The sequence below is a fragment of the Pontibacter russatus genome (assembly GCF_009931655.1).
Lineage (GTDB): Bacteria > Bacteroidota > Bacteroidia > Cytophagales > Hymenobacteraceae > Pontibacter > Pontibacter russatus.
The window spans coordinates 282,614-301,131 of sequence record NZ_CP047984.1 but is presented as its reverse complement, the minus strand read 5'-3'; the positions used below and the strand labels follow the sequence as shown (position 1 = coordinate 301,131).

15 protein-coding genes are annotated in these 18,518 nt (G+C 54.7%); 13 read left to right on the top strand and 2 right to left on the bottom strand.

All coding sequences use genetic code 11. The features are described 5' to 3' along the window. Positions 1-103: 103 nt before the first annotated feature. From GSQ62_RS01285 to bshB1, 4 genes are all read left to right on the top strand, one after another. Positions 104-967, top strand: coding sequence for a sigma-70 family RNA polymerase sigma factor (locus GSQ62_RS01285; RefSeq protein ID WP_161887830.1), 864 nt, complete (start codon positions 104-106; stop codon positions 965-967). Positions 968-1,119: 152 nt separating this feature from the next. Then, complete coding sequence (gene trxB / locus GSQ62_RS01280; protein WP_161887829.1) at positions 1,120-2,058, top strand: thioredoxin-disulfide reductase; 939 nt, start codon at positions 1,120-1,122, stop codon at positions 2,056-2,058. A gap of 139 nt (positions 2,059-2,197) precedes the next feature. After that, positions 2,198-3,244, top strand: a complete 1,047-nt coding sequence (locus tag GSQ62_RS01275; RefSeq protein WP_237586887.1) for a M23 family metallopeptidase — start codon at positions 2,198-2,200, stop codon at positions 3,242-3,244. 13 nt (positions 3,245-3,257) lie between these two features. Continuing rightward, the gene (gene bshB1 / locus GSQ62_RS01270; RefSeq protein WP_161887828.1) at positions 3,258-3,977 is read left to right on the top strand and encodes a bacillithiol biosynthesis deacetylase BshB1; all 720 of its coding nucleotides are present in this window, start codon (positions 3,258-3,260) and stop codon (positions 3,975-3,977) included. Positions 3,978-4,036: 59 nt separating this feature from the next. On the opposite strand, the gene accC is transcribed toward bshB1, so the two are convergent. Beyond that, complete coding sequence (gene accC / locus GSQ62_RS01265; protein WP_161887827.1) at positions 4,037-5,536, bottom strand: acetyl-CoA carboxylase biotin carboxylase subunit; 1,500 nt, start codon at positions 5,534-5,536, stop codon at positions 4,037-4,039. A gap of 209 nt (positions 5,537-5,745) precedes the next feature. Between accC and GSQ62_RS01260 the strand changes: the two genes are divergently transcribed. Beyond that, complete coding sequence (locus GSQ62_RS01260) at positions 5,746-6,984, top strand: aminotransferase class I/II-fold pyridoxal phosphate-dependent enzyme (RefSeq protein WP_161887826.1); 1,239 nt, start codon at positions 5,746-5,748, stop codon at positions 6,982-6,984. 105 nt (positions 6,985-7,089) lie between these two features. Beyond that, positions 7,090-7,281 (top strand): histone H1, encoded by a 192-nt coding sequence (locus GSQ62_RS01255; protein WP_161887825.1) that lies wholly within the window; start codon positions 7,090-7,092, stop codon positions 7,279-7,281. A 77-nt stretch (positions 7,282-7,358) separates the two neighbouring features. Here the strand turns inward: GSQ62_RS01255 and tyrS are convergent, their stop codons facing one another. Further along, positions 7,359-8,663 (bottom strand): tyrosine--tRNA ligase, encoded by a 1,305-nt coding sequence (gene tyrS / locus GSQ62_RS01250; protein WP_161887824.1) that lies wholly within the window; start codon positions 8,661-8,663, stop codon positions 7,359-7,361. 385 nt (positions 8,664-9,048) lie between these two features. Here tyrS and holA point away from each other — a divergent pair, with 385 nt between their 5' ends. From holA to GSQ62_RS01215, 7 genes are all read left to right on the top strand, one after another. Further along, positions 9,049-10,095, top strand: a complete 1,047-nt coding sequence (gene holA / locus GSQ62_RS01245; protein ID WP_161887823.1) for a DNA polymerase III subunit delta — start codon at positions 9,049-9,051, stop codon at positions 10,093-10,095. A 242-nt stretch (positions 10,096-10,337) separates the two neighbouring features. After that, positions 10,338-13,562 (top strand): tetratricopeptide repeat protein, encoded by a 3,225-nt coding sequence (locus GSQ62_RS01240; RefSeq protein ID WP_161887822.1) that lies wholly within the window; start codon positions 10,338-10,340, stop codon positions 13,560-13,562. Positions 13,563-13,605: 43 nt separating this feature from the next. Beyond that, positions 13,606-15,300 (top strand): porin family protein, encoded by a 1,695-nt coding sequence (locus tag GSQ62_RS01235; RefSeq protein WP_161887821.1) that lies wholly within the window; start codon positions 13,606-13,608, stop codon positions 15,298-15,300. A 9-nt stretch (positions 15,301-15,309) separates the two neighbouring features. After that, the gene (locus tag GSQ62_RS01230; protein ID WP_161887820.1) at positions 15,310-16,464 is read left to right on the top strand and encodes an HU domain-containing protein; all 1,155 of its coding nucleotides are present in this window, start codon (positions 15,310-15,312) and stop codon (positions 16,462-16,464) included. Between the two features lies 1 nt (position 16,465). Beyond that, positions 16,466-17,170, top strand: a complete 705-nt coding sequence (locus GSQ62_RS01225; RefSeq protein ID WP_161887819.1) for a MotA/TolQ/ExbB proton channel family protein — start codon at positions 16,466-16,468, stop codon at positions 17,168-17,170. A gap of 2 nt (positions 17,171-17,172) precedes the next feature. Next, positions 17,173-17,568 (top strand): ExbD/TolR family protein, encoded by a 396-nt coding sequence (locus GSQ62_RS01220; protein ID WP_161887818.1) that lies wholly within the window; start codon positions 17,173-17,175, stop codon positions 17,566-17,568. Between the two features lie 9 nt (positions 17,569-17,577). Next, positions 17,578-18,498 carry a hypothetical protein gene (locus tag GSQ62_RS01215; protein WP_161887817.1) on the top strand — a complete coding sequence of 307 codons (921 nt, stop codon included), beginning with the start codon at positions 17,578-17,580 and terminating at the stop codon, positions 18,496-18,498. Positions 18,499-18,518 lie beyond the last annotated feature (20 nt).

Below are 18,518 nucleotides of genomic sequence, written 5' to 3'. Positions count from 1 at the left end.
TTGCTTATAATTGAAAGATGCAAGAACTTTGCGGGATTTTTTAATGTTACGATACCGGGCCGAATTTAAATTTTCACATTTTTTGCAATAACCATACACTCTGATGAGACAACTCAAGATAAGCAAACAAATTACAAACCGCGAAAGCCAATCGCTTGACAAGTACCTCCAGGAGATTGGCAAAGTCGATTTGCTTACTCCGGACGAAGAGGTGTCGCTTGCACAGAGAATAAAGGAAGGAGATCAGTTTGCGCTTGAGAAGTTGACAAAAGCCAACCTGCGTTTTGTGGTATCGGTGGCAAAGCAGTATCAGAACCAGGGGCTATCATTGGGCGACCTTATCAACGAAGGCAACCTGGGTCTGATCAAAGCTGCCAAGCGATTTGACGAGACAAGGGGCTTTAAATTTATTTCTTACGCCGTTTGGTGGATCCGCCAGTCAATTCTGCAGGCGTTGGCCGAGCAGTCTCGCATTGTGCGCCTGCCGCTGAACCGTGTCGGCTCCCTCAACAAAATTTCCAAATCCTTCTCGGAACTCGAGCAGAAGTTCGAGCGTGAGCCGTCGCCTGAAGAGATCGCCGAAGTATTGGAACTGACCACGGCCGAGGTGGTGGACACCCTAAAAATTTCTGGTCGTCATGTGTCGGTGGATGCGCCCTTTGTTCAGGGTGAGGAAAACCGTTTGCTGGACGTGCTGGAGAACGAGGACGAGGAGTCGCCGGATATGGGACTGATGAACGACTCGCTCCGCAAAGAAGTGCAACGCGCGCTGTCCACGCTGACCAAGCGCGAGGCGGACGTGATTACGCTGTACTTCGGGCTGAACGGCGAGAACTCCCTGACATTGGAGGAGATAGGCGAGAAGTTCAACCTGACGCGCGAGCGCGTGCGCCAGATCAAGGAGAAAGCCATCAGAAGGCTGCGCCACACTTCCCGCAGCAAGGCGCTGAAGCCTTACCTAGGGTAGCGGCCTTTTTAAGAAGCAGGAGCCCCGGCCAAACAGCCGGGGCTTTTCTTTTGTTATATATAGACAGGACATGAGCAAAATGCCCCCGGATGCAGGCGGAGGCACAGAAATTTTGTATGTTTGCACCTGATTTCTTTTGACACACCTTACAAATGGAAATAGAACAAGTAAAATGCCTTATCATCGGGTCGGGCCCTGCTGGGTATACGGCCGCTATATATGCCTCCAGGGCCGGCCTTAACCCTGTGCTGTACCAGGGCCTTCAACCGGGCGGGCAGCTCACCATCACCAACGACGTTGAGAACTATCCGGGTTATCCTCAGGGGATTAACGGCCCGCAGATGATGGAGGACTTTAAGGTGCAGGCAGAGCGATTCGGCACCGATGTGCGATATGGCATAGCCACCTCCGTGGACTTTTCATCGAAGCCACATAGAGTGACCATCGACGATCAGAAAGTGATCGAGGCGCACACCGTTATCATATCCACGGGCGCTTCGGCCAAGTGGCTCGGACTGGAGTCGGAGGCGCGGCTGAACGGCAGCGGCGTATCGGCTTGTGCGGTGTGCGACGGGTTCTTTTACCGGGGGCAGGATGTGGCCATCATCGGGGCCGGTGACACGGCTGCGGAAGAGGCCACTTACCTGGCCAACCTTTGCAGAAAAGTATATATGATTGTGCGCCGCGACGAAATGCGGGCCTCTACCATCATGCAGGACCGTGTGAAGAGAACCGGAAATATTGAAATCCTGTGGAACACGCTGACGGAAGAGATTCTGGGAGAACACGTGGTGGAAGGCGTGCGCGTGAAGAACGTGCTGACGGAGGAAACGCGCGTGATTCCGGTGGCCGGTTTCTTCGTGGCCATCGGCCACAAACCGAACTCCGACATCTTCTCCGATTACCTGAACCTGGATGAGAATGGCTATATACGCACCATACCGGGTACCTCTAAAACGAATATTGACGGCGTGTTTGCCTGCGGCGATGTGCAGGACTTTACCTACCGCCAGGCTGTGACGGCCGCTGGCACGGGCTGTATGGCTGCCCTGGATGCGGAAAGATACCTGGCGGCCCAGAGTCTGCATTAATTTCAGGAAGTAAACAACCTGCCGATGCGCGTTGGAAGCCTCCTGTGTGGGTGGGATATTACAATAAAAAGGCACCGCTGCAGTTAGATATGAGCAACTGTGTTGTGGACGAAGCAGCATAGCCTACCAGGAAAACCGAATGTACAAATTCAAAGCACCCTTTACTTTCATACTGCTTTTATGCTGCCTGCTTTGGTGCGCCGGAGGCGCCAAGGCGCAGGGCAAGGTGAAGGACCTTTTCAAGGTGAAGACGCCGAAGATAGACTATGTGCGCCCGGACACGACGATCCTCATCAAGTACGAGGATTTTCCGGACGAAGGCTCGGATGCCGACGCGTCGGTTAACTTCAACCCTAAGAAAGAACTCTCCATCGTGAGTGAGGACACCTCTGAACTGGACCTGGGGGAGCAGCACATCGTGGAAATGTCGGAGGAGGTGCTGGTGGACTCCAGCTGGATTAAGATCGCGGGATATTACGCCATATGGGATACGCACAACCTAAACCCGTACAAGATGGATGGCCGCCAGCTGAAAGACACCGTCGATATAAAGCTATATGACCTGGCCAGCGACCGCAAGTATGATATGCCCCTGGAGAAAACACCCATTACGAGCCACTTCGGCAGCAGGGGGGGGCGCTGGCACTACGGCACCGACATTGACCTGAACACAGGAGATTCGATTGTGGCGGCGTTTGACGGTGTAGTGCGCATCAACAAGTGGGACGGTGGCGGCTACGGCAACTATATCGTGGTGCGGCACTACAACGGCCTTGAGACGCTATATGGGCATATGAGCAAGGCGATAGCCGAGCCCGGGGATTTTGTGGAGGCAGGCCAGTTGATAGGACTGGGTGGCAGCACGGGGCGAAGCTCGGGGCCGCACCTGCACTATGAGGTGCGCTACCAGGGCAACCCTCTGGACCCGGAATATATATATGACTTTCCGGACTACCTGCTGAAAGGCGAGAATTTCCAGATCACTTCAGCGCTGTTCAACTATTACAACAAAGCAAAGAGCGGCACCAGCGGGGGAAGGCGGGCGGCTTACCACAAAATCCGCAGGGGCGATACGCTCTCCGGTATTGCCAAAAAGTACGGCGTTTCCGTAAAGCAGCTGACGAGGCTGAACGGCATGAGCACCCGCTCAACGCTCCGCATCGGAAAATCGCTGCGCATCAGATAACCCAGCAAATCACATGAAACTAGACATACTCGCTTTTGCCTCGCATCCCGATGATGTGGAGCTAGGCTGTGCCGGAACCCTTATCGCCCATATCGCCGCAGGGAAAAAAGCTGGCATCGTGGACCTGACGGAGGGCGAGCTGGGCACGCGCGGCACGCCGGAGACAAGGCTGCAGGAAGCGGCGGCGGCGGCGGCAATAATGGGCATTGCGGTGCGTGACAACCTGGGCATGGCAGACGGCTTTTTCCAAAACGACCGGGAGCACCAACTGCAGGTTATCCGGAAAATACGCCAGTACCGCCCCGACATTGTGCTGGCCAACGCCATTCATGACCGCCACCCCGACCACGGCCGCGGCTCTGAACTGGTAACGGAGGCCTGCTTTAAGGCAGGCCTGAAGATGATACCCACGGAAGATGCAGCGGGGAATGAGCAGGAAGCCTGGCGGCCGAAAGCCATCTATCATTTTATCCAGGACCGCCTCATCACACCGGACATCGTAATGGATGTAACGCCCTTCTGGGAGAAGAAGATGGAGGCTATCCGCGCCTTCAAGTCTCAGTTTTACAATCCCGATGATCCCACGCCAAACACCCATATATCCTCTCCGGAGTTCCTGGGCTTTGTGGAATCACGGGCGCAGGAGCTAGGCCATGCCATTGGCGTAAAGTACGGTGAGGGCTTCACCACGGATAGGCTGATTGGCACGCGGAGCCTTTTCGATCTGATTTAACACAAGCCATATATAAACACAGGGGCTACAGCTATAATAGTCCCTGTGTTTATATATGGCTAGGTCCTGTTCTTTCTCCAGTTAGAGGTGGCCACAGGGGCCGCTTGTTCGCTGCCACTTGTGGCGGTTGGTTTTTTCTCCTCCATCAGGAGAGCGGCCAGCGCCACGGCAATTTCCTCTTCATCGCTTCCAGGTTGCTGCTGCAGTGCCTCCGGCGTAAAATGGCGGTCTATAAATTTGGTATCGAAGTTGCCGCTCACGAACGCCTCGTGCTGCAAAACAAACGTCCCGAATGAAAGTGTGGTTTCGATGCCGGTTATCTGGTATTCTTCGATGGATCGCAGCATCTTGGCGATGGCCTCGCCTCGGTCTTTTCCGAAAGTCACCAGCTTGGCTATCATCGGGTCGTAGTATATGGGAATGTCCATGCCCTGTTCAAACCCATCGTCCACCCGCACACCGAGGCCCTGCGGCCGAATGTATGTTTCCAGTTTACCGATGTCCGGCAGGAAGTTGTTGGCCGGGTCTTCGGCATATACCCGCAGTTCCAGCGCATGCCCCTTTATGTGCAAATCCTCTTGCGTAAAGCTTAATGGATGCCCTTCGGCAATCAGGATCTGCTCTTTCACCAGATCAAGCCCCGTGATCTGCTCCGTGACCGGGTGCTCCACCTGCAGGCGCGTGTTCATCTCCAGGAAGTAGAAATTCAGGTTCTCGTCCACCAGAAACTCCACCGTGCCAGCGCCTATATAGTCACAGGCTTTGGCCACATTCACGGCGCAGCGGCCCATTTCCTCCCGTAAGGCAGGCGTGAGCACCGCCGACGGAGCCTCTTCAATCACTTTCTGGTGGCGCCGCTGAATAGAGCATTCCCGCTCGAACAGGTGTACAATGTTGCCGTGCGTGTCGCCGAGCACCTGTATTTCGATATGGCGGGGCGAGCCGATGTACTTCTCGATAAACACGGAGCCGTCGCCGAAGGCGGAAGTCGCCTCGCTGACGGCCAGCTTCATCTGCTGCTCAAACGCATCCACGCTTTCCACTACGCGCATGCCCTTGCCGCCGCCCCCCGCACTGGCCTTGATCAGAATGGGAAAGCCCACCTCGGTGGCAATTTGTTTTGCCGCCGCCACATCCGTGATGGCCTCTTCTGTGCCGGGCACCATCGGGATGTTGTAGCGGGCTACGGCTGCCTTGGCCGCCAGCTTGTTGCCCATCAGTTCGATAGCCTCCGGAGAGGGGCCTACGAAGATGATATCGGCGGCCGCCGCCATGCTGGCAAAGCCCGCGTTCTCCGACAGGAAGCCATAACCCGGGTGAATAGCATCTACCTTAAGCTGCTTGCAAACTTCTATGATTACCTCGCCGTGAAGGTAAGACTCGCTCGATTTGGGCCCGCCCACGCACACCGCCTCATCGGCGAAGCGCACGTGCAGGGCGTTCCGGTCGGCCTGGCTATATATGGCCACGGTGCGGATGCCCATTTCTTTTGCCGTCCGCATCACGCGCAGGGCTATTTCGCCGCGGTTGGCGACCAGCAGCTTGTTTATCTTTCTCATGCAGCGGCTTCTGATTGATTTCCTCCAAAGAAAACAGATTACCGCGAGACTAAAAAGGGAGGCCTGAAAAAGCTTTCCGGCAGCGGATATAGCGATTGTATATGATTTGAATAAATGATAACTTTGCCCTGCCTTACACTTATATAGCACATACTATATAAAGCTAGTGTTAAGTATGAAACTATCCTGATAACCTAATCATTACACAAGTGGATTTATTCGAAAAGTTGTTGACCAACAGAGGCCCGTTAGGCAGCCACTCTCATTATGCGCATGGCTATTTTACCTTCCCGAAGCTGGAGGGGGAAATCGGCCCGCGCATGAAGTTCAGAGGAAAAGAGGTACTGACGTGGAGCCTGAACAACTACCTTGGCCTTGCCAACCACCCAGAGGTTCGCAAAGTTGACGCTGAGGCGGCTGCAGAATGGGGCATGGCCACGCCAATGGGCGCGCGCATCATGTCCGGCAACTCCAGCATGCACGAGCAGCTGGAGGCAGAACTGGCAGATTTCGTGAAGAAGCCCGATGCGCTGTTGCTCAACTTCGGTTATCAGGGGGTGGTGTCTATCATCGACGCCCTGGTGGACCGCCACGATGTGATTGTATATGATGCCGAGTCGCATGCCTGTATCATCGACGGCGTGCGCCTGCACCAGGGAAAACGCTTTGTATATAGCCACAACGACATGGAGAGCCTGGAGAAACAACTGGAGCGCGCCACGCGCTGGGCTGAGAACACAGGCGGTGCCATTCTGGTGATAACAGAGGGCGTGTTTGGCATGTCCGGTAACCTGGGCAAGCTGCGCGAGGTAGTGGCCCTGAAAGAGAAATTCAACTTCCGCCTGTTCGTGGACGATGCGCACGGATTCGGCACGATGGGTGCCACAGGCGCCGGCACCGGCGAGCACCTCGGCTGCCAGGACGGCATTGATGTGTACTTCTCGACCTTCGCCAAATCCATGGCCAGCATCGGGGCCTTCGTGGCCTCCAACGAGCAGGTGGTGGAGTACCTGCGCTACAACATGCGCTCCCAGATATTCGCCAAGTCGCTGCCCATGCCCATCACAGTGGGCGCCCTGAAGCGCCTCGAATTGCTGCGCACCAAGCCTGAACTGAAAAACAATTTGTGGGAGGTCGTAAGGGCGCTGCAGAGCGGCCTGCGCGGGAAGGGCTTCAACATCGGCACGACGGACTCGCCGGTGACGCCGGTGTTCCTGAACGGTCAGATTCCGGATGCCACGCAACTGACACTGGACCTGCGCGAGAACTACAGCATTTTCTGCTCCATTGTGGTTTACCCGGTGGTGCCCAAGGATGTGATCATGCTACGCCTTATCCCGACGGCCGTTCATACCCTGGCTGACGTGGAAGAGACCATCGCTGCGTTTGAGAAAATTGCACAAAAATTGGACAAGGGACTTTACTCCAGCCCGGCAGTTACTGCCTGATGCCCTGCAAAGGCTTATATTAAAATTCCTTAATTTTTGCTTGCTATGATTAAATGTGTATATTAGAGCTATTAAACTATATGTTTCACATAATCAATAGCACAAATGAACAACAACTTCAGCAAACTCAAGGATTTGGTAATGTCGCTGGAAAGCGATTTCGAGAAGTTCTACGATAAGGGAAACGCAGCGGCGGGTACGAGAGTACGCAAAGGCATGCAGGACCTGAAAAACATGGCGCAGGATATCCGCAAAGAAGTTCAGGACATGAAAAACAGCACAGAGAGCGCAAAGTAATTACGGCTCGAAGTGTTACAATTAAAAAGAGGAGGCTGTCTACAGCCTCCTCTTTTTGTTAATATACAGTATACCAACTAGTTAACGCACACCAGGTAGTAGTTCTTCTTTCCCTTCTGCACCACGAGGTATTTACCCTGCAGCAGCTCAAAACGCACAGCGTCATCGGCTCCCTGCACCTTCTCCCGATTGATGCTCACGCCGCCGTTCTTGATCATGCGCTTTGCCTCGCCCTTCGACTCGAACACCTGCCCGCCCGTCGCCTCCGACAGCAGATCGGTCACGGTCTCCGCCGAAGCGTACTGTTGCCGGCTCACCTCAATCTGCGGCACGCCCTCGAACACCGACAGCAAAACATCCTCCCGAAGCCCCTTCAGCGTCTCCAGATCGCCTTTGCCAAATAAAATTTCAGAGGCATCCACCGCAGCCAGATAATCCTCCTGAGAATGCACGCGAATTGTAACATCCTTAGCCAGGGCTTTTTGTAAGGCGCGCTGGTGCGGGGCCTGTTTGTGCTCTTCGGTTATGCGTTTGATCTCCTCCTGCGGGAGCAGCGTGTACACCTTTATCAGCTTCTCCGCCTCTTCGTCCGACAGGTTGAGCCAGAACTGGTAAAACTTGTACGGGGAGGTCAGGTTCGGGTCGAGCCACACATTACCGCCTTCTGACTTGCCGAACTTGGTGCCGTCTGCCTTTGTCACCAGCCTGCCCACCAGTGCAAAGGCCTTGCCGCCGTCCATGCGCCTGATCAGTTCGGTGCCGGTCGTGATGTTGCCCCACTGGTCGGAGGCGCCCATCTGCAGCTTCACCCCTTTGTTTTTGTACAGGTGGTAAAAATCGTAGCCCTGGATGAGCTGGTAGGAGAACTCCGTGAAGGAAAGCCCTTCGGCGCGGTCGCCGTCCTCATCCGCCGAGATGCGCTTCTTCACCGAGTCCTTTGCCATCATATAGTTCACGGTGAGGTGCTTGCCCACCTCCCGCAGGAAACCCAGGAAGCTGAACTCCCTGAACCAGTCGTAGTTGTTCACGATCTCTGCGGAGTTGGCGCCGGCGTTAAAGTCAAGGAACTTCTCCAACTGCTTTTTGATGCCGCTCAGGTTCGCCTGCAGCACCTCCTCCGACAGCAGGTTGCGCTCCGCCGACTTGCCTGATGGGTCGCCGATCATGCCGGTGGCGCCGCCCACCAATGCAATTGGCTTGTGGCCCGCCCGCTGCAGGTGTACCAAAAGCATAATGGTGGCCAGGTTGCCGATGTGCAGGGAGTGGGCCGTCGGGTCGAAGCCGATATAGCCGGTCGTCATGCCGGATGCCAGCTGTTCTTCGGTGCCTGGCATGAAATCATGGAGCATGCCTCTCCAGCGCAATTCTTCTATCAGATTCATGAATGCTTACATCTCAGTTCAGGGCAAATATATAAAAGAGTTGGCAGACTGGCTGGTGAAAATCCAGAACCTTCCGAGCAACACACGCGGAGCTATTTGCTCAGCGCTGTACTGCCGGAGAATTTTATGCAGCTGCTTTTGAGATTAGCTTTATATATAAGAGAAGGTTACCTTAAGTTCAGATTGAGAATGAGGAAAAGTGGAGTGAAGGCACCCCTTAATCTGTAATACAAGCGGGGGCATAGCAGCTATTTAGGCCGCTCCCATATATAAGGTTTATTCCCATATTCGTTCTGTTACTTACTGGGCAATGCTTACTTTTGTGGTCGGCATATAGCCACCAGCGTTATCCGCTCGTCTTTCTCAATTTTATATATAAACCGCTATGTCGCACACCCCCGAGGCCATTCTGGAGCAGCTTAAGAAGCGGCAGTTCGCGCCCGTCTATTTTCTGCAGGGCGAGGAGCCTTATTACATCGACCTCATTTCGGATTATATAGCCGAGCACGCCCTGCAGGAGCACGAGAAAGGCTTTAACCAGGTGGTGCTATATGGCAAGGACGTGGACGTGGCCACGGTGCTGCTGCAGGCAAAGCGTTTCCCGATGATGTCAGAGCGGTCGGTGGTGATTGTGAAGGAGGCCCAAAGCATTCCGGATATCGAGAAGGAGGAGGGCGTGAAGCAACTGGAGGCTTACCTGAACCATCCGCTGCCCTCCACCATCCTCGTGCTCTGCTACAAACACAAAACCCTCGACGGCCGCAAGAGCCTGGCCAAAGCCGTGGGCAAGCGGGCGGTGCTGCTCACCACCAAAAAGCTGTACGACAACCAGGTTCCGACGTGGATAAATGGTTACCTGAAGCAGAAAGGGGTGCAGGCCACGCCGCAGGCGGTGCTGCTGCTGAGCGAGTACATCGGGGCGGACCTGTCGCGGCTGGTGAATGAGATAGACAAACTGCTGCTTAACCTCAGGCCGGGCGCAACCCTTGACGAGCAGGTGGTGCAGGAGAACGTCGGCATCAGCAAAGAGTACAATATCTTTGAGCTCCAGTCGGCCCTGATCGCCCGCGACGCGCTGAAGGCCTACCGAATCATCCAGTACTTCGAGGCCAACCCGAAGAACAACCCGCTCATCCCCAACCTCACGCTGCTGTTTTCCTTCTTCACCAAGCTGCTGTGCCTGCATATGGCCCCCGACAAGTCGGAGGCGGCGGTGCGCCGGAGCCTGGGCAACCGGGGATTTCTGGTGAAAGAGTATATGCAGGCCCTGCGGGTGTTTCCTCGCCAGCGCTGCGTCGACATCATCCATTTTGTGCGCGTGGCCGACCTGCAGGTTAAGGGCATTGAAGGAGGCGACATGTCAGACGCCGCCATTCTGCGGGAACTGGTGTTCAAGGTGTTGCACCCGGTGCCGCAGGCGCTGGTCTTCTGACGGCGGTATATTTTCCACGCCATGCAATATTCCGGGGCAACTTGTCATTGTATATATAATACACAATATTTGCGCTCCGGGCGGCAGAAGATTTTCGATTTTCGGGCAGCGGCTAATCAATTTTTATTAACTTTGGATGAGGTGGGTGAGCCATCGAAGCCGGGAAAGAGCACAAAATCCCGGCTGGTTCTCCCTCAGATAAAAGCGAAGTCTGAAGGCCTGCAAAGGCAATTAAACTATATATGAAGATAGCGTACAAAGTAGCACTTGCATCCGTACTGGCGGGTGGCTCCCATGTGGTGGTGGCCCAGCACACGCAGGTTTTTACCAACGAAGAACGATATTTCCACGAGGGGCTGGAGCTGTTCGACAGAGCCAAATACGGTGCGGCGCAGGAGGCGTTCCAGAAGTATATAGCGCTGATGGGCGACGATGCCAAAACTGCGGATGCCCAGTACTATTATGCGCTCAGCGGCCTTTACCTGTTTCACCCCGACGCCGAGCAACTCATCCTCAACTTCGCGCACAAATACCCTGCACACCCCAAGACCGCGCTGGCCAACTACGAGCTGGGCCTGTACTACTTCGAGCAGAAGGACTATAAAAAAGCCATTGAACTGTTGAAGCAGGCTCCTACGCACCTGCTTGGCATCAAGCAGAATAAGGAGCTGGAGTTCAAGCTGGGCTACTCTTACTTTGCCACCAAGGATTTCGACAACGCCAAAATTTACTTTGACAAGAACAAGACGAACGGCTTCCGGGAGGATGAGCACCGCTTCGCCTATGCCTCCAACTACTACGCCGGCTATATAGCCTACCGCAAAGGCGACTACGCCGCCGCAAAAGCCGACTTGAAAATTGCGGAGAAGAACGAGGCGTACGCCAATATTGTACCCTATATGATTACAGAGATCCTGTACAAGGAGGACGACATATATGAGGTGATCCGGTATGGCGAGGCGGCCTTGGCCAGAACGCCCCCGGTGCAGCAGGCCGACGACATCGCCCTGCTGGTGGGAGACGCTTATTATCAGAAGGCAGACTACAAAACCGCCGAAAAGTATTTCAGCCAGTTTGCCGACGGCAAGCGCACCCTCGAGCCGACGGTGCAGTATAAAATCGCCTTTACGGACTATAAGAACAACAACTACAAAAACGCCATCGCCAACTTCAAGGAAGTGGCGCTGCAGAAAGACTCACTTGGCCAGAACGCGGCCTACTACCTTGGCCTAAGCTACCTGAAGGACGAAAACAAGCAGTTTGCCCTGACGGCCTTTGATCTGGCAAGGAAGAACGACCAGGACAAGAGCATCACAGAGGCCGCTACGCTTAAGTATGCCCAGGTGAATTACGAACTTGGCAACTTCCGGGAGGTGATCAATGCGCTTGCGGAGTTCAATGAGAAGTACCCCAACTCGGAGCAGGGGGAGGAGGCAGACAAACTGCTGAGCGACGCTTACTTCAGCTCTAACAACTACGCCGAGGCCATCCGCCATATAGAGAGCCTGCCCAACAAAAGCTGGCGCATTCTGCAGACTTACCAGCGCGTGACCTATCACCAGGGCGTAAACCTGTTCAACGACGCCAAGTTTCCGCAGGCCGTGCAGATGCTCGACAAGTCGCTGCAGTATCCTTACGACAAAGAAGTGACCGCCGCGAGCCATTTCGTAAAAGGAGAAGCCTATTCCATCGGCAACCGCTACAAAGACGCCATCAACAGCTATGGTGCGGTGTTCCGCACGGCGCCCAACGCCAAAGAAGACTATTATACCAAGTCGCGCTACGGCATTGGCTACGCGTACTTCAACACCAAGGAATACGACAAGGCGCAGACGCATTTCAAAGCCTATTTAGACGCTATTCAGCCGAGCAACCCCAACTACAACGACGCCACGCTCCGGCTGGCCGATACTTATTATGTAGGCAAGAACTATGCGGAAGCGCTGAAACTATATGAGCGGGTGATTTCCTCCAGTTCCCCTGACCGCGATTACGCGCTGTTCCAGAAGGGTGTCCTCCTGAGCATCAACAACCGCGACGCTATGGCGAAAGAGGCGCTGCAGGAGCTGATCAGCAAATATCCCAAGTCCAGGTACCTCGACGATGCCTATTACCAGATTGCCGTAATTGATTATGAGGCAGGCAACTACCAGGCGGCTGTAAAAGAGTTTACCACCATGATCGGGCTGATGCCTGACAGCAAGCTGATACCGAACGCACTGCAGAAGCGGGGCACGGCATATGCCAACCTGGGCCAGAATGACCTGGCTATAGCAGACCAGAAGCGGGTGATAGAAGAGTTCCCGGATGCGGGTGTGGCCAGCGGCGCCCTGTACAGCCTGCAGGAGATGCTGGGCACCGAGAACCGCAGCAATGAGTTTGACGAGTACCTGGATAAGTTTAAGGCCGCCAACCCGGAAAGCAACGCGCTTGAAAGCGTTGAATACGAGGCTGCCAAGACTTTGTACTTCAGTCAGAAATATGATCAGGCGGTGCCTAAGTTCGAGGCTTACTTAAAGGCTTACCCGAAGAGCACTTACGGCGCCGATGCCCGGTACTTCCTCGCGGATTCTTACCTGCGCCAGAACAACATGCAGAAAGGCTTGCCGCGCATGAAGCAGGTGATCGAAGAAAACAAATCCGAGTATGTGAACAGAGCGATCCAGCGGGTGGCTGATCTGGAGTTTGAGGCGAAGAACTATCCTGAGGCCATCAAGTATTACACCCGCCTGCGCGATTTGGCCACAAACCGGAAAGAGCAGCAAACCGCCCTTACCGGCCTGATGCAAACCTATTACCTCACCAACGACTACACGTCCACCAAACGCACGGCAAACGAGCTGATCAGCCAGGGCAACGCCTCGCTGAATGCCTATAACACAGCGCTTTTATTCAGAGGGAAAGCCACCTACGCGCAAGGAAACCTGGAGCAGGCCCTCAAGGAACTGCGGGAGGCGGTGGCCTCGGCCACAGACGTGAACGGGGCGGAGGCGCAGTACCTGATTGCAGAGATTCTTCACAAGCAGAAGAAATACAAGGAGTCGAATGAGGTGGCGTTTGACTTCAACACCAAATACGCCAACTACGATTACTGGCTGGGCAAGACCTTCCTGATTATTGCCGACAACTATGCGGCCCTGAACGAGATGTTCCAGGCCAAAGCCACCCTCAACTCCATCATTGAGAACGCGCCAAACAAAGAGATTGTGGCAGAGGCGAAGCAGAAGCTGGCCAAAATGGAGGGAACCAACGCAGGCACACAGCCACAGCAGCAGGGGCAGGCGCCGCAGCCGACGCTGGTTCCCTCCGGCGATTCCCTGAACATGCAGCCTCAGCAAGATTCGCTTGATATGAAGCCTCAGAGCGATTCGCTGGATATAGAGGAACAAGGCGACTCACTCGAGCTCCAACCCCGGATCGATTCGCTGGACCTGGAGCCGGAGGTGGACACAACGGGGCAGGAGTAGGCAAAGGAAGTTCAAAAGCAGTTTAGTTTAGGATCATCAAAACATGAGAAATAAAGTAAGATTAGCCTCGCTTGCCATTGTTATGAGTGTGGGGTACAGCTACCTCAACGATGCACAGGCGCAAACGCAGGGCTGGGGCGAAGGCGCCAAACTGGAGGACACGGAGGTGGTGGTGGAGAAAGACCGCGTGATAGAGTTGCCCCAGGCAGCCCGCAACTTCGAGAAATTCCGGATCGACCCGCCCGAGACCGGCGACCGCAACGTGCGCTACCGTTTTGCCGACTACCGCCTGCCGGAGCAGGACATAGAGCTTCAGATGCGCGTGCTCACCATAAAGCAGGACGAGCTCACGAAGCTATATGGCAATTACCTGAAAGCCGGAATCGGGAATTATGCATCGCTTTACCTGAAGGGCTACTTTCATAACAAACGCAGCGAAACAGCGGACCTTGGCGCGGAAGTGAGCCATATCGGTTCCGGCCGCGGCCCCGTTGACAAAGGCAATTCCGCCGTTGCCAACTCGGACATCTCCCTGCACGGTGAGCGCTATATGAAGGGGTTCACCGCCGGAGGCAAGCTGCACTACGGCCGCGACAAGTACCACTTCTATGGCTACGAGCCGGCGCTGGAGGGAGATCAGGAAGTGGAGAAGGATTCCATTCGGCAGGTTTTTAACCGGGTGTCGGCGGAGGGCTTCCTGCACAACCACTCCTCGGATGCGCCATTCCAGTACAAAGGGGATGTGCAGTTCCGCTACCTGAACGACCGCTACGACATGAGCGAGAGCAACCTGGCCCTCAAACTGCGCAGCGAGTACGGCATAGACGAAACATCGGCCTTCCGGGTTGATGCAGACCTTTCCTTCCTTTCGCAGAAGGATTCGCTTTTCTTTAGCCGGAATTTTGTGAAGCTGGGTGCGGCCTACGAGCGCCAGCTGAATGCCCTGCGCCTGACGCTGGGCGCCAAGGTGGCGTATACCGGCGATACCGTCAACAACGCCAAGAAGGTGAATATATACCCGATGGTTCGTGTAGGGGTAGAGCCTATTGAAGGTAACCTGCTGTTATATGCTGGTTTAGGCGGCGATCTGGAAAGGGTTACTTTATACCAGCTGACACAGGAGAACCCGTGGCTGGCGCCTGATGCACGGGTAGCCGACATCAACAAGGGCCTGGAGATATATGGCGGCATGCAGGCCAACATTGCCAACTACGTGCAGCTGAACGCGCGCGTCGCCTACCAGAACTACCGTAACCTGTACTTCTACAACAACTCACCGCTCAACCCAGCCAAGTTTGAGCTGGTGTATGACGACGGCGTGACAAATGTTCTGAATTTTTATACAGAGGCGTCCTTTAATTACTCCGATGAGTTCAGGCTGGGTGTAAAGGCTGATTATAACAACTATAATACCGCCTCCTTGGAGCATCCCTTTCATCGCCCCGAACTGCTGGCAAGCGTTTACGGCACCTACAACTTCTACGACAAGATTCTCTTTAATTCAGAACTTTATTATATTGGAAGCTCGTTTGGGCAGGTTACCGGCCCCGACGGAACCCACGCGTTGCGTGAGACAGACACCATCGTGGACTTGAACCTGAAGGCAGACTACCGCTTCACAAACAACTTCACGGTGTTTCTGATGGCCAACAACCTGTTTGGGAAGAAGTACGAAAGATTCGTCAACTACCCGGGCAAGAGCTTGAACCTGATTGGAGGCGTTACTTACTCATTCTAAAATTTGCTTATGGTTGAGAAGCACATTAAGTCACTGCTTTATGACAACGACTGCGTTATCATACCCGATTTCGGTGGGCTGATAACACGGTATGTGTCCGCTAAAATCAATCCGGTGAGGCACTCTTTTGCACCGCCCTCCAAAAAGATTGCTTTTAACGAAAAACTGGTGCTGAACGACGGTTTGCTGATCAGCACAATCGCTTACCGGGATAACTTGCCGGTGGAGGAGGCGCAGCAACTGGTGGCTTCATTCGTGTACCGGGCAAAGGCGCGCCTGCAGGCGGAAAACCGGTTTGAATTGAAGGATATAGGCATTTTCAGATACAGCCCTGAGCACAAAATTCAGTTTGAATATACAGAAGGCGACAACCTGCTGGAGGACAGCTTCGGTCTGCCCGAACTGGTGGCAAGGCCGGTCAGGATAGAGGAGCCTGCCGTATTGCGCGCCCTCATAAAAGAGCGCCAGCAGGAGCACCAGTTGCAGCGGCAGCCGTTGCAGAAGCGCCTGAAGCGCGCCTACAACGTTGCTGCGGGCTTGGCGCTGGCGGGTTTGACGGGCACAGCCCTTTATTTCCTGTCGCTGCAGGCCGATTACAACATCAGCAGCCTGAACCCGGTTGCGCTGTTCAACTCCGGTTATGCCGCAAGCAACGGTGCAACTGCCAGCAAGTATGCCTCAGACTATGTACCCTTTACTGTGGAGGAGCAGGCGGCGAACTACAGCAGCATACTGCCTGTGGAAGCCCCGGTAGCGGAAGAAGAAACGGTGCTGGCTCCGCCATTCGGAACTGGCACAGCGGTGTCAGCAAGTGAAAGCATCACTGCAGATGCGCACATAAAAAGCGTTGACAGCCAAGCAGAAACAGAGGTCGCGCCATTGGCAGAGGAAATCAAGGCTCCGGAGAAACCTGTCATGACGATAAAGGCTGAGACCGGCCGTTCCTATATCATCATCGGTGGCTACTCTACCGCGGAGAATGCAGAAAACCGCCGCGAGGCGGTGCGCGAGGCAGGCTTCGCCTCCAAAATGCTGTTGCCTGGCAAGTCCGGCAAACTTTACCGGGTTTCTGTAGCCGACTTTGCCACACCCGACGAAGCAAAGGCGGCGCTTAAAGACTATAAAAAATCATTCGGAGAAACAATTTGGGTACTTAATTACTAACATGACATCACTCTTATTACAAATCACAACTACAGCAGCTGACACAACTGCAGCCCTGGCAGAGGGTGCCGGATCGGGACCTGATTCAGTACGGCTTATTGACCTTGCCCTGGCGGGAGGCTGGGCGATGATCCCGCTGGCGATATTGTCCCTGGCCGCGATCTATATCTTCGTGGAGCGCTTCCTCACCCTGAAGAAAGCCGCCAAAAATCCCGATGGTTTCAACGACCGGATCAAGAAGATGGTGCTTGCCGGGGATATAAGCGGCGCAAAAATGCTGTGCGCGCAGACTAACACCCCTGTCGCACGCATGATTGAGAAAGGCCTCACCCGGATCGGAAACCCCCTTAAGAACATCGAGACTTCTATTGAGAACGTAGGCAAGATAGAGATTAGCCGCCTTGAGAAAAATCTTTCTTCCCTGGCTACCATCGCCGGAGCCGCCCCGATGCTGGGCTTCCTCGGAACGGTAACGGGTATGATTCAGGCTTTCATCGCCATTGCGCAGGCCGAGGGCTCCATCAGCCCAAAGCTATTATCGGGTGGTATATATGAAGCCATGGTGACGACAGCAGCGGGTCTGATTATCGGTCTTCCGGCCTATGTTGGTTACAACTACCTGGTATCGAAAATTGACAGCATTGTGCATGGCATGGAATACTCTTCCATCGAGTTCCTCGATCTATTACAAGAACCACAGCTTTAGAAATGAATCTACGCTCCAAAAACAGGATAAACGCTGAGTTCAGCATGTCCTCCATGACGGACATCATCTTCCTGTTGCTGATATTTTTCATGCTCACCTCAAACTTCGTGGCACCCACGGGTCTGCCGGTCAGCCTGCCCACCAGCAAGGCCTCTGACATCACCATGCAGAAGATCAGCGTCACTATAACAGAGGACCTGAAGTACTACCTGAACGAGAAGCCCATTGCGCTCGACGACATTGAACCGCAACTGACGGCCCTGCTGCAGGGAACGGAGGAGGGTGCCGTGGTGTTACACGTAGACAAGAGCGTGCCGGTAGAGCACCTGGTGAGGGTGGCCGGCATCGCCAAAAACCTGAATGCAAGCGTTACACTGGCCACGGTGCCAGGTGAATAGGAACTATATATGGCTATTGCCCAACCACACGAAGAAGAAAAGAACAAACGCATAGCCGCAGGCGTGAGCATCGGCTTCCATGCCCTTCTGCTGCTTCTTCTGATCTTTATGCTTGCCTGGGAGGCGCCTTACCCGCCCGCCCCGGAATACGGTATTGAGCTGAACTTTGGTATGGATGAGGTGGGGAGCGGCGAAGTGCAGACACTGGCGGCGGCTAACGAATCTGAAAACGTGGAAGACAGCAAGCCAGCGCCCACGCAGCCCGATCCTTTGCCCGAGCCAGAGCCTGTCGCGACAACCACCCCGCCATCGCCCCCCCAGCCGGTAGAAACCCCGAAGGTGACCACCACTACGGCCGAGGCGCCGGTTTCTGTGAAGGAGGTGGTGAAGCCGCAGCCCAAGCCAGAGCCGAAGAAGGAGGAGGTCAAGCCGCAACCTAAGGCAGAGCCCACCAAGGAGGTAGTAAAGAAGGAGCCGGAGAAGCCGAAGTCGCTGTACCCGGGCCAGCCGACCACCAGCACCGGAAACGGGAAGAGCGGCACAGCAGACGCGGCCACCGGCAACAACAATGGGGACGATGACGGCGCAGTGGGCGACAAGGGAGACCCTGAGGGCAAGGTAGACGCCAAGGCCCTGTATGGCAAAGCAGGCGGTGGTTCGGGCGGTTCGCTGGACATGCCCGGCTGGCGCTACGACATTGAGCCCCGCAAGGACCCTTACAGCAACGTGACCGGCATCATCAAATTCGCCATTAAGATTGACGCGGACGGCAACCTGAGCGGGATTAATGTGCTGGAGAGCAATGTATCGCCGCAGGTAGTGGCCTGGTATAAAGAGCAGTTGCAGAAAACAACGTTTAGCCGCACCGGGGGCGGAGCGGCAAACGCAGGTGCCTCCGGTATCGTGACTTTCAGGATCACCTCGCGCTAATCGCTGCGCGTCAGCATTAA

Excerpts from the sequence above, each read along its gene's own strand:
- GSQ62_RS01285 (WP_161887830.1), top strand. The coding sequence starts at position 104 with ATGAGACAACTCAAGATAAGCAAACAAATTACAAACCGCGAAAGCCAA.
- trxB (WP_161887829.1), top strand. The coding sequence starts at position 1,120 with ATGGAAATAGAACAAGTAAAATGCCTTATCATCGGGTCGGGCCCTGCT.
- GSQ62_RS01275 (WP_237586887.1), top strand. The coding sequence starts at position 2,198 with ATGTACAAATTCAAAGCACCCTTTACTTTCATACTGCTTTTATGCTGC.
- bshB1 (WP_161887828.1), top strand. The coding sequence starts at position 3,258 with ATGAAACTAGACATACTCGCTTTTGCCTCGCATCCCGATGATGTGGAG.
- accC (WP_161887827.1), bottom strand. The coding sequence starts at position 5,536 with ATGAGAAAGATAAACAAGCTGCTGGTCGCCAACCGCGGCGAAATAGCC.
- GSQ62_RS01255 (WP_161887825.1), top strand. The coding sequence starts at position 7,090 with ATGAACAACAACTTCAGCAAACTCAAGGATTTGGTAATGTCGCTGGAA.
- tyrS (WP_161887824.1), bottom strand. The coding sequence starts at position 8,663 with ATGAATCTGATAGAAGAATTGCGCTGGAGAGGCATGCTCCATGATTTC.
- holA (WP_161887823.1), top strand. The coding sequence starts at position 9,049 with ATGTCGCACACCCCCGAGGCCATTCTGGAGCAGCTTAAGAAGCGGCAG.
- GSQ62_RS01240 (WP_161887822.1), top strand. The coding sequence starts at position 10,338 with ATGAAGATAGCGTACAAAGTAGCACTTGCATCCGTACTGGCGGGTGGC.
- GSQ62_RS01235 (WP_161887821.1), top strand. The coding sequence starts at position 13,606 with ATGAGAAATAAAGTAAGATTAGCCTCGCTTGCCATTGTTATGAGTGTG.
- GSQ62_RS01230 (WP_161887820.1), top strand. The coding sequence starts at position 15,310 with ATGGTTGAGAAGCACATTAAGTCACTGCTTTATGACAACGACTGCGTT.
- GSQ62_RS01225 (WP_161887819.1), top strand. The coding sequence starts at position 16,466 with ATGACATCACTCTTATTACAAATCACAACTACAGCAGCTGACACAACT.
- GSQ62_RS01220 (WP_161887818.1), top strand. The coding sequence starts at position 17,173 with ATGAATCTACGCTCCAAAAACAGGATAAACGCTGAGTTCAGCATGTCC.
- GSQ62_RS01215 (WP_161887817.1), top strand. The coding sequence starts at position 17,578 with ATGGCTATTGCCCAACCACACGAAGAAGAAAAGAACAAACGCATAGCC.